Source organism: Halorussus lipolyticus (assembly GCF_029338375.1).
Taxonomy (GTDB): domain Archaea; phylum Halobacteriota; class Halobacteria; order Halobacteriales; family Haladaptataceae; genus Halorussus; species Halorussus lipolyticus.
Map to the genome: position 1 here is coordinate 2,753,853 of NZ_CP119804.1, position 13,892 is coordinate 2,767,744.

The following is a 13,892-nucleotide window of genomic DNA, read 5'->3' on the forward strand; positions in this document are numbered from 1 at the left end:
TTGAGCATCGCCGTCTACCGCAACCGCACCGTACAGCACGGCCCTCGAACCTCCCCAACCTCCTGCGCTACTCCCTTCGGTCCGTTGCTCGTCCCTCGCGCGGTTCGGCGCGGTCACAAGCGACCGCGCCAGCGCGCGCCGGAGAAAACGTAGAGTAGAAGAAAACAACCCGGCAGAGAGAACAGAACACCCCGCCAGAGGACACGACACACGGGCCAACGAATCGAGCGAACGACCACGGAATCGAGAGACGGGACGAACTCGCCTCTCGGTCCGAGTTCTCGACTGCTGGCCGCTCGCCGTCTCGGCGTCGCGGCCCCCGCAAAAGTGGAAAGGTATTTGCCCGCGGACCTACCACTTCCGACTAATTGTGAGTGACTTACTGTCAATCTCGAATCTGCGGACGCAGTTCAACACCGAGCGCGGTGTGGTCGAGGCGGTAGACGACTTCGACCTGACGATTCGGGAGGGCGAGACGGTCGGTCTCGTGGGCGAGTCGGGGTCCGGTAAGAGCGTGAGCGCGCTGTCGCTGATGCAACTGGTGGACGACCCCGGTCGGATTGCGAGCGGGGAAGCCGAGTTCTACCACGAGGAGCTAACGGCCGACTTCGCCGAGCGCTACCCCAAGGGCGTCGGCGAGTTTGTCTTCCCCGACGAGGGGTACCTCGACCTCCTCTCGGCCCCCGAGAACGCGATGCGCGAGATTCGGGGCGGAGAGATGAGCATGATTTTCCAAGACCCGATGACCTCGCTCAACCCGGCGCTGACCGTGGGCGAGCAGGTCGCCGAGAGCCTGCGACTCCACCAGTACGGCGGTCGCAGGAAGGACTCGTGGTGGAACGCGGTCCGGGAAATCGCGCCGAGTCTCGGCGGGAAGGACATCGACGAGGAGGTCCTGCAGGACACCATCGACATGCTCGAGGAGGTCGGCATCCCGGAACCGACCGAGCGCGTGGACGAGTACCCCCACGAGTTCTCGGGCGGGATGCGCCAGCGCGTCCTCATCGCTATCGCACTGGCCTGTCAGCCGAAACTCCTCGTGGCGGACGAACCCACCACCGCCCTCGACGTGACGATTCAGGCCCAGATTCTCGACCTCATCAACGATTTGCAGGACGAACTCGGCATGTCCGTCCTGTTCATCACCCACGACCTCGGCGTGGTCGCCGAGACCTGCGACCGGGTGGCGGTGATGTACGCCGGTGACATCGTGGAGGTCGGTCCGGTGGACGAAATCTTCCACAACCCGAGTCACCCCTACACCTACGCGCTTCTCGAATCCATCCCGCGCGAGGACAAACAACGCCTGACCCCCATCGAGGGCAACGTCCCGGACCTCATCGACATGCCGGAAGGCTGTCACTTCGCCGACCGGTGTCCGTGGGCACAACCCGAGTGTACGCAGGGCGAGATTCCGAAGCTCCAGCACGGTCCCGAAGAAGTGGACCACCGCGCCAAGTGCGTCCTCGAAGACTTCGACAGGGACGAGTACGGCGAGGACTTAGACGCCATCACCACCGACGACCACGACATCGGCGAGCGAATCCTCGAAGTCGATGGCATGAAAAAGCACTTCTCGCGGGCCGATGGCATGATAGACGAGTGGCTGGCCGACGAAATAGAGAGCGTCAAAGCCGTGGACGGCGTGAGCTTCGACATCTACGAGGGCGAGACGGTCGGCCTCGTCGGCGAGTCCGGGTGCGGCAAGTCCACCGCGGGTCGGACCCTGCTTCACCTCGAAGACCCGACCGAAGGCAAAATCGTCTTCCAAGGCACCGACCTCTCGGCGCTCGACCGCGAGGAACTGCGCGACAAGCGCAAGGACATGCAGATGATTTTCCAAGACCCGCTGTCGAGCCTCGACCCCCGAATGACAGTCGGGCAAATCATCATGGAACCGCTGAAAATCCACGGCTTGCCCGACGAGGCCCCGCCGGAGGGGACTTCGCGCAAGCAACAGCGCCGGGACCGGGTTGCGGAACTCATGGAGGCGGTCGGTCTCGAACCCGGTCAGTTCGACCGCTATCCCCACGAGATTTCCGGCGGTCAGCGCCAGCGCGTCGGCATCGCCCGCGCCCTCGCCGTGGACCCCGATTTCATCGTGGCTGACGAACCGGTCTCGGCGCTGGACGTGTCGGTGCAGGCCCAGATTCTCAACCTGCTGGAGGACTTGCAGGACGAGTTCGGCCTGACCTACTTGTTCATCGCCCACGACCTCTCGGTGGTCCGGCACATCTCCGACCGCATCGCGGTGATGTATCTGGGAGAAATCGTGGAGGTCGCCGAGACCGACGAACTGTTCGCCGACCCCAAGCATCCCTACACGCAGGCCCTGCTGTCGGCGATTCCGGAACCCGACCCCCGTATCGACACCGACGACCGCATCATCCTCGAAGGCGACGTGCCCTCGCCCATCGACCCGCCCTCGGGGTGTCACTTCCGGACGCGGTGCCCCCAGATTATCCCGCCCGAGAACCTCGACATCGAACAGGAGGCCTACCGCGAAGTGATGGACTACCGCGAGCGCGTCGAGGACGAGGCCATCGACCTCGACGCCATGTGGGACGAGGCCGCCGAGAGCGAGGGCGCGCAGGCCGAGACAGCGACTGTCGCGGACGGCGGGCGACCCGCGGCCTCCGAACAGGCGTTCGAGAACGTCCTCTGGGACCACTTCTTCGAGACGGAACCCGAGGGCCGACCGCGAGAAATCGTCTCCGAGTCGTTCGGCCATCTGGCTGACGGCGATTGGGAGGGCGCGGCGTCGCTCCTGCGCGAACACTTCGAGAGCGTCTGTGAGCGTAAGGACCCGGTTCTGCAAGACGAGGCTCATCCTTCGGCCTGCCACCTCTACGACCAACCCGATTCGGCGTAGGTTGATTCGGCCCTTTTTTCGATGGTTCCGGACCGATACGAGTTTTGAACTAACCGAATCGCCCGCCAATCCCCTCCCGTACGCTTTTATCCAAAATGATTGATTGATAGGATTGGATGACTTCAAACGACACATCCGTTTCAAGACGGAGCCTACTGAAAGCGGCAGGAGGAGCGGCGGCGAGCGCCTCGGTCGCCGGGTACGTAGACACCGGAGGAGCCGAGGAGGTCCAACAAGAAGGGGGCGGCGGAACCCTCACCTTCGCTCGGGGGAACGACTCGGGCACGCTCGACCCGCAGAACACCACCAGTGGCGAGGACGTGAAGGTCACGAACCAGATATACGACCGACTCATCGAGTTCGAGCCGGGAACGTCCGAACTTATCGCCGGTCTGGCGACCGAGTGGGAACTCGAAGGTCAGCAGACGACGGTGACGCTCCGTGAGGGCGTGACTTTCCACAACGGCAACGAGTTCACCGCCGACGACTTCATCGCTACGTATCGCCGGTTCACCGACTCGGACTACGAGTACTATCCCGGCGACGATTACGTCTCGTCGTACGGGCCGTTCACGCTGGGCAACTGGGTCGAGAGCATCGAGAAGAACGGCGACTACGAGATGACCATCCAGTTGCAACAGCGGTACGCGCCCTTCCTCCGGAACCTCGCCATGTTCGCCTCCAGCGTCCTGTCCGAGCAGGCGATTCAGGAGCGGGGGACCGACCTCAGCCAGAATCCGATGGGGACCGGCCCGTTCGTCTTCGAGAACTGGGACCAAGGCAACCAGCGCATCCGACTCTCGGCCAACGAGAACTACTGGGGCGAGGGACCCAACGTGGACGAAGTCGTGTTCACCGCGATCGGCCAGAACACCACCCGCGCCCAGACGCTCATCTCGGGCGGCGCGGACATCATCGACGGCCTCGGGGCACAGGCGGCCCAAATCGTCGACGGGGCGGAGCAGGCGGAGTTGCTGGAAACGAGCGGTATCAACATCGGCTACATGGCGTTCAACATGGCCCGCGTCGAGGCCTTCCGGAATAAGCAGGTCCGGCAGGCAATCAGCTACGCTATCAACACCGAGGCCATCGTCAACACCATCTTCCGGGGCATCGCGGTGCAGGCGAGTCAACCGATTCCGTCGAACCTGTTCGGCTACAACGAGGAGCTAGACCCTTACCCGCACGACCCCGAGCAGGCCCAGCAACTCCTGAACGACGCGGGGTACGGTGACGGCTTCACGTTCGAGTTGGCGACGTTCCAGAACCCGCGGGCGTACAACCCCTCGCCGGTTCAGGCGGCCCAGACGGTCAAGTCGAACCTCAGCGAGGTCGGCATCACGGTCAACATCAACCAACAGCCGTTCAACCCCTTCCTGAACTACACCAGTACCGGGAAGCACGACGCCTGTTTCCTCGGGTGGATGACCGACAACGCCGACCCCGACAACTTCTACTACGCCCTGCTTCACCCCGGCGTCTCGCAGGACGACGTGCCTGACGGACAGGACTGGGTTAGCTGGGACACCGAGGGCTTCAACACCCTCGACGTGGCGGCGTGGGCCAACACCGACTTCATGGAGGTCACCGAGCAGGCCCAGCAGACCTACGAACAGCAGGAGCGCGCCGACCTCTACAAGCAGGCGGCCCAAATCGCTCACGACGAGGCTCCGTGGGTGTTCATCGACCACGCGAAGGAACTGCGGGGCATCGGCAACAACGTCGAGAACTTCGTGGTCGCGCCCATCGGCGGGCCGTTCCTCAAACAGGTCCGTCTTTCTAACTAATCGCCGGCTTCTTTTTCGAGAGACGGTGAAACAACACTCAATGCCGAGTTAGGTTTTTATTTTTGCTTTCTTCAGGTCCGGCATACTTATGTGGGAGGTGTGTGCATGGTGGTCTATGGCGACAGATGACAGTCTGAAGCGGCGCAGTTTCCTGAAAGCGGCCGGCGGTGCGACGGCCGCCGCCACGCTCGCCGGGTGTACCGGCGGCGACGACGAAGGCGACGGCACGACCACCGACGAGACCACCGAGTCGATGGGTGGTACGACCGAGGAGGACGAGGAGACCACCGAGGAGTCCCAGAGTTCGGGCGGCACCCTCACCTTCGCCCGCGGGAACGACTCGGGCACCCTCGACTTCCAGAACACGACCAGCGGCGAGGACGCCAAGGTCACGAACCAGATTTACGACGGTCTCATTGAGTTCGAACCGGGCAAGACCTCGCTCAAGGCCGGTCTGGCGACCGACTGGAGTGTGGACGGCAAGACGGTCAGCATGACCCTCCGCGAGGGCGTCATGTTCCACAACGGCGAGGAGTTCACCGCCGACGACTACGTGGCGACCTACCGACGCTTCGTGGACAAGGACTACAAGCACTACCCCGGTCAGGAGTACGCCTCGTCCTACGGTCCCTACGCGCTGGGCAACTGGATTGATTCGGTCGAGAAGTCGGGCGACTACGAGGTCACCGTTACCCTCAAAAAGCCCTACGCGCCCATCCTGAAGAACTTCGCAATGTTCTGCTCGAAGGTCCACTCGCTGAAGGCCATCGAGGAGTACGGCACGGAACTCAAGAACAACCCGGTCGGGACCGGCCCCTTCAAGTTCGACAGTTGGGACACCGGCAACGCCCGGATTCGTCTGACCAAAAACGAGGACTACTGGGGCGACGAGAAGGCCAAGGTGGACGAAGTTGTGTTCACCGCGGTCGGCCAGAACACCTCCCGCGCCCAGACGCTGGTCTCGGGCGGTGCCGACATCATCGACGGCCTCGGGGCACAGGCCTCGCAGGTCGTCGATAGCTCTGACAAGGCCGAACTGCTCGAACGACCCGGCATCAACGTCGGTTACATGGCGTTCAACATGTCGAAGTTCAAGCCCTTCCGGAAGAAGAAGGTCCGGCAGGCCATCAACTACGCCATCGACACGAAGTCCATCGTGGATACCATCTTCAAGGGTATCGCCTCGGAGGCCAGCCAGCCCATCCCGTCCAGCGTGATGGGGTACAACAAGGACCTCGACCCCTATCCGCAGGACCTCGAAAAGGCCGAATCGCTCCTGAAGGAGGCCGGACACGGTGACGGTCTCGAATTCGAGCTAGCGACGTTCAAGAACCCGCGTCCCTACAACCCCTCGCCGAATCAGGCCGCACAGGTCGTCAAGTCGAACCTCGGGAAGGTCGGCATCACGGTCAACATCAAGACCCAGCCGTTCAACCCCTTCCTCGACTACACCGACAGCTACAAGCACGACGCCTGTTTCCTCGGCTGGAACACCGACAACGGCGACCCGGACAACTTCTACTACGCTCTGCTCCACCCCGGCGTGGACCGAAGCGAGGTCCCGGACGGGCAGGACTGGATCAACCCGGACAACCACGATAGCGTCAACACCCTCGACGCCGCCGCGTGGGCCAACACCGAGTTCATGAAGCTCACCGAGGACGGCCAATCGACCTACAAGACGGGCGAGCGTAAGCCCAAGTACCAGAAGGCCGGCGAAATCTTCCACGAGGAGTGCCCGTGGGTGGCCCTCAACCACGCGAAGGAACTCCGCGGCGTCGCCAACCGCGTGAACGGGTACAAGGTTCCGCCCATCGGCGGTCCCTTCCTCAACCTCGTCTCGCTCGAGTAGTAACGCACGCCGACTGACTTCCGAACACCCTTCCCTTCGGGGAAGTCGCGCCACGACGGTACCGGAGTAACGAGCCTTTTTTGACCCCTGCGGTCAATTCACCGAGTGAATGATTTCCAAGCGGTTCGTTATCAAACGACTCCTGCTCCTCGTCCCGGTGCTGTTCGGGGTGGCGACGTTCGTGTTCGCCATCCTGCACCTCGCGCCGGGCGACCCTGCGCGGGTCATCGCGGGTCAGCGGGCGTCCGAGGAATTCGTCCGGCAGGTCCGGACACAACTCGGACTGAACGACCCCATCTGGGTACAGTACGGCCGGTTCCTGTTGGAGGCAGTCCAGTTGGACTTCGGCGACTCCTACCAGATTCAGAAGGGCACGCCGGTCAAGCAGATTCTGCGATTCAAGCTCCCGGTCACGCTGGAGATGGCCCTCTACGGCCAGTTCCTCGGCATCTTGTTCGGTATTCCGGTGGGACTGCTCGGAGCCATCAAACAGGACGCATTCAGCGACCACGCCACCCGAATCGGCGCGCTGGCCGGTATCAGCGTCCCGATTTACTGGAGCGGTCCGCTCCTCATCCTGCTGTTCGCGCAGGTGCTGAACTGGTTCCCGGCGAGTGGCCGTATCGCCTCGCAGTTCGACATCAACCCCATCACGGGCGTCATCACGTTCGACACGCTCGTCAGGGGTAACTTCGCGGCCTTCCAGTCTGCGGCGATGCACCTGTTCCTGCCCGCCGCAGTCATCGGCATCTACTCGATGGCGCTCATCTCCCGGATGATGCGCTCGTCGATGCTGGAGGTCATCCGGCAGGACTACATGCGGACCGCCCGCGCCAAGGGCCAAGGCTCGAAGATTACCATCCTCAAGCACGGCTTCCGGAACGCGCTCATCCCGGTCGTGACCGTCATCGGCATCCAGTTCGGCACCCTGCTGGGTGGCGCGGTCCTGACCGAGACAGTCTTCGGGATTGCGGGCATCGGCACCCTGCTGGTGGACGCGATTCAGGTGGGCGACTACCCGGTCGTGCAGGGCACCGTCCTGATGTTCGCGGGCCTGTTCACGCTGGTGAACCTGCTCGTGGACGTGACCTACTCGTATCTCGACCCACGGATTGAACAATGAGTACCGAAACCCAAACCGAGGACGTGGGCCAGCGCGGCGTCGTCGAGCGACTCCGCGCCTCCCCGTTCCTCTCCGAACTCCTGTCGAATCGCCTCGCCGTCGCCGGACTCGCCATCATCTTCTCGATGGTGGCCATCGCGGTCTACTCCCGAGTCTTCATCGACCTCGGGGCGGTGACACAGAGCCAAATCGGGACCAACCCGAACCTCGCGCCGCCGAGTTGGCTGAGCAAGAAGACCGCAATCACCGGCGAGTACGGCACGTTCGCCTACCTGTTCGGGACCGACATCCAGTCGCGGGACATCTTCTCGCGGGTCCTCTACGGGACGTGGCTGGCGATGAAGTACGGCACCATCACGGTCGGCGCTTCGACGGTGCTGGGGGTCGGCCTCGGCATTCTGGCGGCCTACTACGGTGACATCACCGACAACATCATCATGCGGACGATGGACGTGCTGTTGGCCTTCCCGAGTCTCCTGCTGGCGCTGGCGCTGGTCGCCATCTTCGGCACCGGCCTCTGGAAGGTCGTCATCGCGCTGACGCTGGTGTACACGCCGCGGTTCGCCCGCGTCGTCCGCGGCGCGGCGCTGAAGGTGCTGGAAGACGAGTACATCGAGGCCACCGAGGCCCTCGGCGCGAAGGACCCGCGGGTCATCGTCCGCCACATCCTGCCCAACTGCCTCGCGCCCATCACGGTCCAGTCCACGCTCAACTTCGGTCTGGCCATCATCGACCTCGCGGCGCTCTCGTTCCTCGGGTTCGGTGCCGAGGCTGGGACGCCCTCGTGGGGGCTGATGCTGTCGAACGGCGTGAAGAACGGCCTGCTGACCGGCGACTGGTGGTGGTCGTTCTTCCCCGGTCTGTTCCTCGCCATCACCGTCCTCGGGTTCAACCTGCTGGGCGACGGGATGCGCGACGCGCTCGACCCCCGGATGCGCGAAACCGTGGACTGACCGATGCACTCGGGCGAATCGACCGACTCCGGCCGACCGCACTCCGACCGGGCGACCGGCGGGGACGGAACCCGCGACGATTCGCCGACTCCTCGTGAGCGCGTCCGGCAACTCGGCCGCGCGCTTCTCCTCGGCGCGGTGCTAGCCGGAATTGCCGTGCCGGTCGTGGTCCTCTCGGGCGAGACGGTCCGATTCGCCAGCGAGAAGGTGTTTGCAGTCGGCGCGCTCGTTTTCGGCTTCTCGCTGTTAGGCTGGTCGGGGTCGGTGTTCGCGGGCAGAGGGATGGAGAATTTCCAGCGTTACATCGGCGGGCGCTCGGACTGGTCGGAGGCCGACTCCCGGCGCGCGATGACGGTGCTGGGAAGCGTCGGCGTCGGCGGGATGATGGGTGCGAGTCTGGCGACGTGGGTCGTCGGAAGCGTGGTGTAGAACCCTGTTTTAAGTCACGGCTACCGTACTTCCCGACATGAACGAGACCACTCGCCAAGCCGTCGCCGTCGGCCTCGGACTGGCGTTCGTCCTCTGGCAGGCCTCGCAGGAACCCGGCCGCGCGTTCGCCGCGGTTCTGGCGGTCAGCGCGCTCGCCTACGCCGTCGCGCCAATCGTCCGCGACGGGGTAGTGTAATCGAAGTACGAACGGAGACGTGTCTAATTATTTCTTTGAGGCGTATAATTATTTGCTAGCCGCGCCTCTAGTTGTCTTTAGTTCCGTAGCAACGACGGGGTCCGAGCAAGGCCCCGTCGGCGGAGTCCTTTCCAAGGCCTCCCGGATTTAGGAGGCCGTTCCAAGGCCTCCCGGATTCCGTCGGCGGACGAGTACCCAAGTGGTTGATGGTCGTTCGTAGCGGTGCGCCAGTCGGCGGGAGTGCGCCGACGATACTCGATACGGCAGATACGAACATAATGGCGGCTTTTTGGGCAACTCTTTCGTCTCTGCGCGTTCGAATTGGTCGGTTGTCCGCAAGAAAACGGATTCGTTTCCAGACTCGCTAAATTCTCCACGTCTAGTCTCTGCTCGGTTGGCAATCGTTGACTTCCCTCGGTCGTGGCCGGTCGGGTTCCTCACCCGCGGACGTTCTCACCGACCGGGTCGCCGAACTCGCCGTCGGCCACTTCGTCGTATTCGCCCGCGTCGTAGACCACGTTTCCGCGAACCATCGTCAGCTCGGGGAACACGCCCTGCATCCCCTCGAATGGCGTCCACCCGCACTTCGAGTGGAGATTTTCGCCCCGAATCTCGCGGGTCGCGTCGGGATTGACCAGCACGAGGTCGGCCATCAGGCCCTGCTCGACCTTCCCCTTGCGAGTCAGTCCGAACACGTCGGCGGGGTTGGCCGCGGTCAGGTCCCGAACGCGCTCGTAGCTCAGGTTGTCCTTGCGGGCCTGTTCGAGCAGGAGTGGCAGGGCGGTTTCGACGCCGGGGACGCCACTGGGGGCGTCCCAGATGCCCGCGTCCTTCTCCTCGCGGGTGTGGGGCGCGTGGTCGGTCGCCACCATGTCGATGGTGCCGTCCGCGAGGCGCTCGAACATGGCTTCCCGGCGCTGTTCGCTCCGGAGCGGCGGGTTCATCCGACCGAAGGTGCCCAACTCGTCGTAGTCGTCGCGCGAGCGGAACAGGTGATGCGGCGTAACCTCGCAGGTCGCACCGCCCGCTTTCGCGGCGTCTACGCCCTCCGGCGTGCTGGTGTGGGCGATGTGGACGTTCGCGTCGGCCTCGTCGCCGATTTCGACCGCGCGCTCGACCGCCGCGGCCTCGGCCTCGGCGGTCCGGTAGGCGCTCCACGCATCGTAGTCGTCGTCCGCGCGCGCTTTGGCCTCGTCGTCGAACAGGTCGGCGTCCTCGGCGTGGACCGTCACGACCCGGTACTCGTCAGTCGCGCGCTCGACTGCTTCGTGAAAGAGGTCCTCCTCGATACCCATGTCGCCGGTCGAGTCCGCGAGGAAGACCTCGCCGAGCGCCAACAGCGGCCGGTCGAACAGTTCGTCCGGGTTCCAGTCCTCGGTGACGCCGCCGTTGATGCCGTAATCGACGTAGGACGCTTCTGCGAGGTCCGCCTTCCGGTCGAAGGCCTCGCCGTCCACGGTCGGCGGGTCGGTGTTCGGTTGGTCCACGACGGTCGTCACGCCGCCCGCGGCGGCCGACTTGCTCCCCGTTTCCCACGTCTCCTTGTGGGGGAAACCGGGCTGTCGGAAGTGAACGTGGGTGTCTATCATCCCCGGCAAGAGGAGTTTCCCGGTTGCGTCGATGGACTCGCCCGAGTGGGTCAGGGTCGAACCGACGCCCGCGATTCTGCCCGCGGACGTGTCGATTCGCACGTCCACTTCTCGGCCGTCGGCGAGCGTCGCGTTCCGGATGGTGAGCATTGGTCGTCGGTTGGAGGGTGGGCGTCCTAAGCCTCCCGATATGGTTTCTCCGAAAATGGGACTGTGCGGTTACGGGCGTTACTTCTGGTAGTTCTGAAGGCCGGATAGTTGCCGAAAACGTGTTTTAGAAACCCCCGGTTCGGGCGGCAGTCGCCTCCCAGAACCGCGTCAGTAGTCGCTGTCGGGTTCCACGTCGGCGATGTCCGCAATCGAGACGATTTCCGGTTGGTTGCCCACCAGCAGTTCCTCGATGGTCCGGGCGACCTCCTCGGGGTCGTCGCTCCCGCCGGCCTTGGCGACGCTCCCGACCGATTTCGCCTCGAAGGGCACGTCGAGCGCGGCGTAGACCGGTTCCAGCACGTCGGCGATTTCGGCGTGGTCCCTGACCACCGCGACGCCCGAGACCAGCGCCGCGTTCTTCCGGACGCGCTGGGCGATGCCGACGATTTTCCCGTCGCGCTGGAGCGAGTAGTCGCCCGGACAGAAACTCGCCTCGGGTTCTCCTCGGGCGACGGGCACACCGAGTCGCCAGAGCGCACGCTGGATGGCTCGGGTGGTGTCCTCGTAGCGTTCGTCCATGCCGACCCGCATGTCGTCCAGCGCGACCACCTTGGCGAACGCGATGGTGCTACCGGTGTAGGCAACCGCCCGACCGCCGACCGACCGCTGGACCGGCGTGAACCCGCAGGCGTCGGCGACCTTCGTTGCTACCTCGTAATCGTCGGCCCGAGCGTCCCGCCGCCCGAACGCGAGTTGCCGGTGGGGCCGCCAGACCCGGACCGACCCCTCGCCGGTCTCGGCGGCCCGTTCGAGCATCCCGGCGACGACCTCCCGGTCGGCGTCCCGACTCGCCGCCCGGCCGCGAAGTACGCGCATGCCGAACCTTTCACATTCGGAGTACCTAAACCCTCGCGTCTCCGAGAGGACGACGATGGTCAGGGTCGGCCCCGAACTCCTCGAACGCTTCCCCAGATTCTCGCTGTACAACTCGCCCTACGCCGCCCACGACGAGGGGTGCGCTATCGACCTCTATCCCCACGAAGGCGACTGGCGGAAAGCGCAGTCCAACGACGCCCGTGAAACCGCCGCGCCGAGTCCCGTCTCGGGCGAGGTCGTCGCCACGCGGTCGGTCTCCGCGCCGCCGAAACCCTACGCCGTGGAACAGGACCACCTCATCGTGGTCGAAACCGGCGACCTCCTCGCCCGAATCCTCCACGTGGACCCGGCGGTCGAACCCGGCGACGAAATCGCCCGCGGCGACTCGCTGGGCGAGATGGTGCGCTCGGGGTTCTTCGCGCCGTGGGTGGACAACCACATCCACCTCGGATTCCGGGACCCGGACGCCAACCCCTTCCGGGCCTCGGGGTCGCTCCCACTCGAACTCGCGGACGACCTCGAAATTTCGGGCGTCCCGTGGGACGGCCGGGGCGAAGTGGTCACAGCGGGCGAGACCTACGCGATTCTCGACGCGCCGGACCACCCCGCGCCCGGAACGCAGTTTGCGGGGATTTCAGCAGATGGCGATGGCGTCCTCGACGGCGGCCTTCCCCACTACGACGGCGGGGGCCTCGTCGGTGCCGATTCGGACGACGTTCCGGAGTCAGTCGCGCTCGCGGGCCAGCAGGTCGCCACTGCCGCCGCCGCCGACCGGACGATTTCGTGGGACGACCTGACGGTGCTGGCGAACGGAACGCCGATTACCGGCCTCTCGTTCTTCTTCGCGCGCGAGGCGCTGGGCGCGAAATTGGTCTGTCCCGAGGTAGATTTCGAGGTCGGCGAGACGGTCGAGGTCGAAATCTCGTTCGAGTAAGTCGGCGGCCTATCCGTGCTTCTCGCGGTGTTCGTCCCTCAGTCGCTGGTACTTGTCGTCCTCGCGGACCTGCTCCCACTTGGTCTCGAATCGGAGGGCTATCTCGCGTTTTTCCTCGTCGTACCACTCTTGGGGTTCGCGCTCCTCGCGGTTCGCGGTTTCACCGCTCCCGTTCGAGGCGCGGTGCGCCTCGTTGTCCTCGTATTTTTGTCCGCCGGGATACTTGGCGTAGCGCATCGCTCTCGTGTACCCCATCTGGAGGTACTTCCGAGCCATGTCCATCCCCACGAAGTCGCCGTCCCGTTTGTACTGCTGGAACTGCTCGAAGATGGTCTCGGCGGACTCCTCGCCAGCGTCGAGGGTCTTGATGGTCCAGTTCGGCAGGAGTTCGCTCTTGTAAGGTTGGACCTTGAACGCGCCCTGCTCGCCCCGGCCGACCTCGTACTCCTCGGGATTCTCTCGAAAGTTCACGTCGTACTCGGGGTCGTCAGTCTCGGTGTCGCCGGAACCGGCGTCGGGGTCGGTCACGGGTAGACCGACGTGCTCGACTCACTCGAATTCGATGGCCTCCTTCGTCGTCACCTCGCCGAACAGGAAGTCCGAGTGTTCGACCGCGTACTCCTTGTGGTCCTCCTCGATGTAGCCCAGCGCGTCCTCCACGATGACGGGCCGGTAGTCCCGGAGGCCGGCGCTCCCGGCGGTGTGGAGGACACAGACGTTCGCCAGCGTCCCACAGAGGAGCAGGTCGTCGATGCCGTGCGTGTCGAGGTAGCCTTCGAGGTTCGTCCGGTAGAAAGCGTCGTAAGTGTGCTTTTCGACCACGTGGTCCTCGTCGCGCACGTCCAAGTCGTCGTGGAGTTTCGCGTCCCACGACCCCTCCACGACGTGTTCGCCCCAGCGGTCGAACTCGTCGTAGTAGTGGGCGTCCTCGAACTGCTCTGGGGGATGCACGTCTCGGGTGTAGACGACCGACGCGCCCTCCTCGCGCGCCGTCGAGACGACTTCGGTCACGTCCGCGAGGACTTGCTGGCTGGCAGGTGCGTAGAGGCTCCCTTCGGGGTGGCAGAAGCCGTTTTGCATGTCCACGACGACGACTGCGGTCGATGCTGGGTCGAAGCTCATATCTTGTCG

12 protein-coding genes are annotated in these 13,892 nt (G+C 64.3%); 8 read left to right on the top strand and 4 right to left on the bottom strand.

Annotated elements, in window-relative coordinates; genetic code table 11:
- Nucleotides 1-370: 370 nt before the first annotated feature.
- The 7 genes from P2T57_RS13875 to P2T57_RS13905 all read left to right on the top strand — a co-directional run bounded on the left by P2T57_RS13875 (nucleotide 371) and on the right by P2T57_RS13905 (nucleotide 9,212).
- The gene (locus P2T57_RS13875) at nucleotides 371-2,872 is read left to right on the top strand and encodes an ABC transporter ATP-binding protein (protein ID WP_276299810.1); all 2,502 of its coding nucleotides are present in this window, start codon (nucleotides 371-373) and stop codon (nucleotides 2,870-2,872) included.
- A gap of 116 nt (nucleotides 2,873-2,988) precedes the next feature.
- Nucleotides 2,989-4,659 carry an ABC transporter substrate-binding protein gene (locus P2T57_RS13880; RefSeq protein ID WP_276299811.1) on the top strand — a complete coding sequence of 557 codons (1,671 nt, stop codon included), beginning with the start codon at nucleotides 2,989-2,991 and terminating at the stop codon, nucleotides 4,657-4,659.
- A 115-nt stretch (nucleotides 4,660-4,774) separates the two neighbouring features.
- Nucleotides 4,775-6,511: an ABC transporter substrate-binding protein gene (locus tag P2T57_RS13885; protein WP_276299812.1), complete on the top strand. Its 1,737-nt coding sequence runs from the start codon at nucleotides 4,775-4,777 to the stop codon at nucleotides 6,509-6,511.
- Nucleotides 6,512-6,620: 109 nt separating this feature from the next.
- Nucleotides 6,621-7,634: an ABC transporter permease gene (locus P2T57_RS13890; protein WP_276299813.1), complete on the top strand. Its 1,014-nt coding sequence runs from the start codon at nucleotides 6,621-6,623 to the stop codon at nucleotides 7,632-7,634.
- Nucleotides 7,631-8,587: an ABC transporter permease gene (locus tag P2T57_RS13895; protein ID WP_276299814.1), complete on the top strand. Its 957-nt coding sequence runs from the start codon at nucleotides 7,631-7,633 to the stop codon at nucleotides 8,585-8,587. The genes P2T57_RS13890 and P2T57_RS13895 overlap by 4 nt, the downstream gene beginning before the upstream one ends.
- Nucleotides 8,588-8,590: 3 nt before the next feature.
- Nucleotides 8,591-9,016 (top strand): DUF7268 family protein, encoded by a 426-nt coding sequence (locus P2T57_RS13900; RefSeq protein ID WP_276299815.1) that lies wholly within the window; start codon nucleotides 8,591-8,593, stop codon nucleotides 9,014-9,016.
- 37 nt (nucleotides 9,017-9,053) lie between these two features.
- Nucleotides 9,054-9,212: a hypothetical protein gene (locus tag P2T57_RS13905; protein ID WP_276299816.1), complete on the top strand. Its 159-nt coding sequence runs from the start codon at nucleotides 9,054-9,056 to the stop codon at nucleotides 9,210-9,212.
- Between the two features lie 437 nt (nucleotides 9,213-9,649).
- Here the strand turns inward: P2T57_RS13905 and P2T57_RS13910 are convergent, their stop codons facing one another.
- The gene (locus P2T57_RS13910; protein WP_276299817.1) at nucleotides 9,650-10,951 is read right to left on the bottom strand and encodes a dihydroorotase; all 1,302 of its coding nucleotides are present in this window, start codon (nucleotides 10,949-10,951) and stop codon (nucleotides 9,650-9,652) included.
- A 168-nt stretch (nucleotides 10,952-11,119) separates the two neighbouring features.
- Entirely contained in the window at nucleotides 11,120-11,827 is a 708-nt protein-coding gene (locus tag P2T57_RS13915) for a lipoate--protein ligase family protein (protein WP_276299818.1), read from the bottom strand.
- 55 nt (nucleotides 11,828-11,882) lie between these two features.
- Between P2T57_RS13915 and P2T57_RS13920 the strand changes: the two genes are divergently transcribed.
- Nucleotides 11,883-12,761: a DUF8155 domain-containing protein gene (locus P2T57_RS13920; RefSeq protein WP_276299820.1), complete on the top strand. Its 879-nt coding sequence runs from the start codon at nucleotides 11,883-11,885 to the stop codon at nucleotides 12,759-12,761.
- A 9-nt stretch (nucleotides 12,762-12,770) separates the two neighbouring features.
- Here P2T57_RS13920 and P2T57_RS13925 read toward each other — a convergent pair whose 3' ends face one another.
- A complete protein-coding gene (locus P2T57_RS13925) occupies nucleotides 12,771-13,289 on the bottom strand; it encodes a DUF4385 domain-containing protein (RefSeq protein WP_276299821.1) in 519 nt (172 codons plus the stop codon).
- A 21-nt stretch (nucleotides 13,290-13,310) separates the two neighbouring features.
- Nucleotides 13,311-13,883, bottom strand: coding sequence for a cysteine hydrolase family protein (locus P2T57_RS13930; protein WP_276299822.1), 573 nt, complete (start codon nucleotides 13,881-13,883; stop codon nucleotides 13,311-13,313).
- Nucleotides 13,884-13,892: the final 9 nt, after the last annotated feature.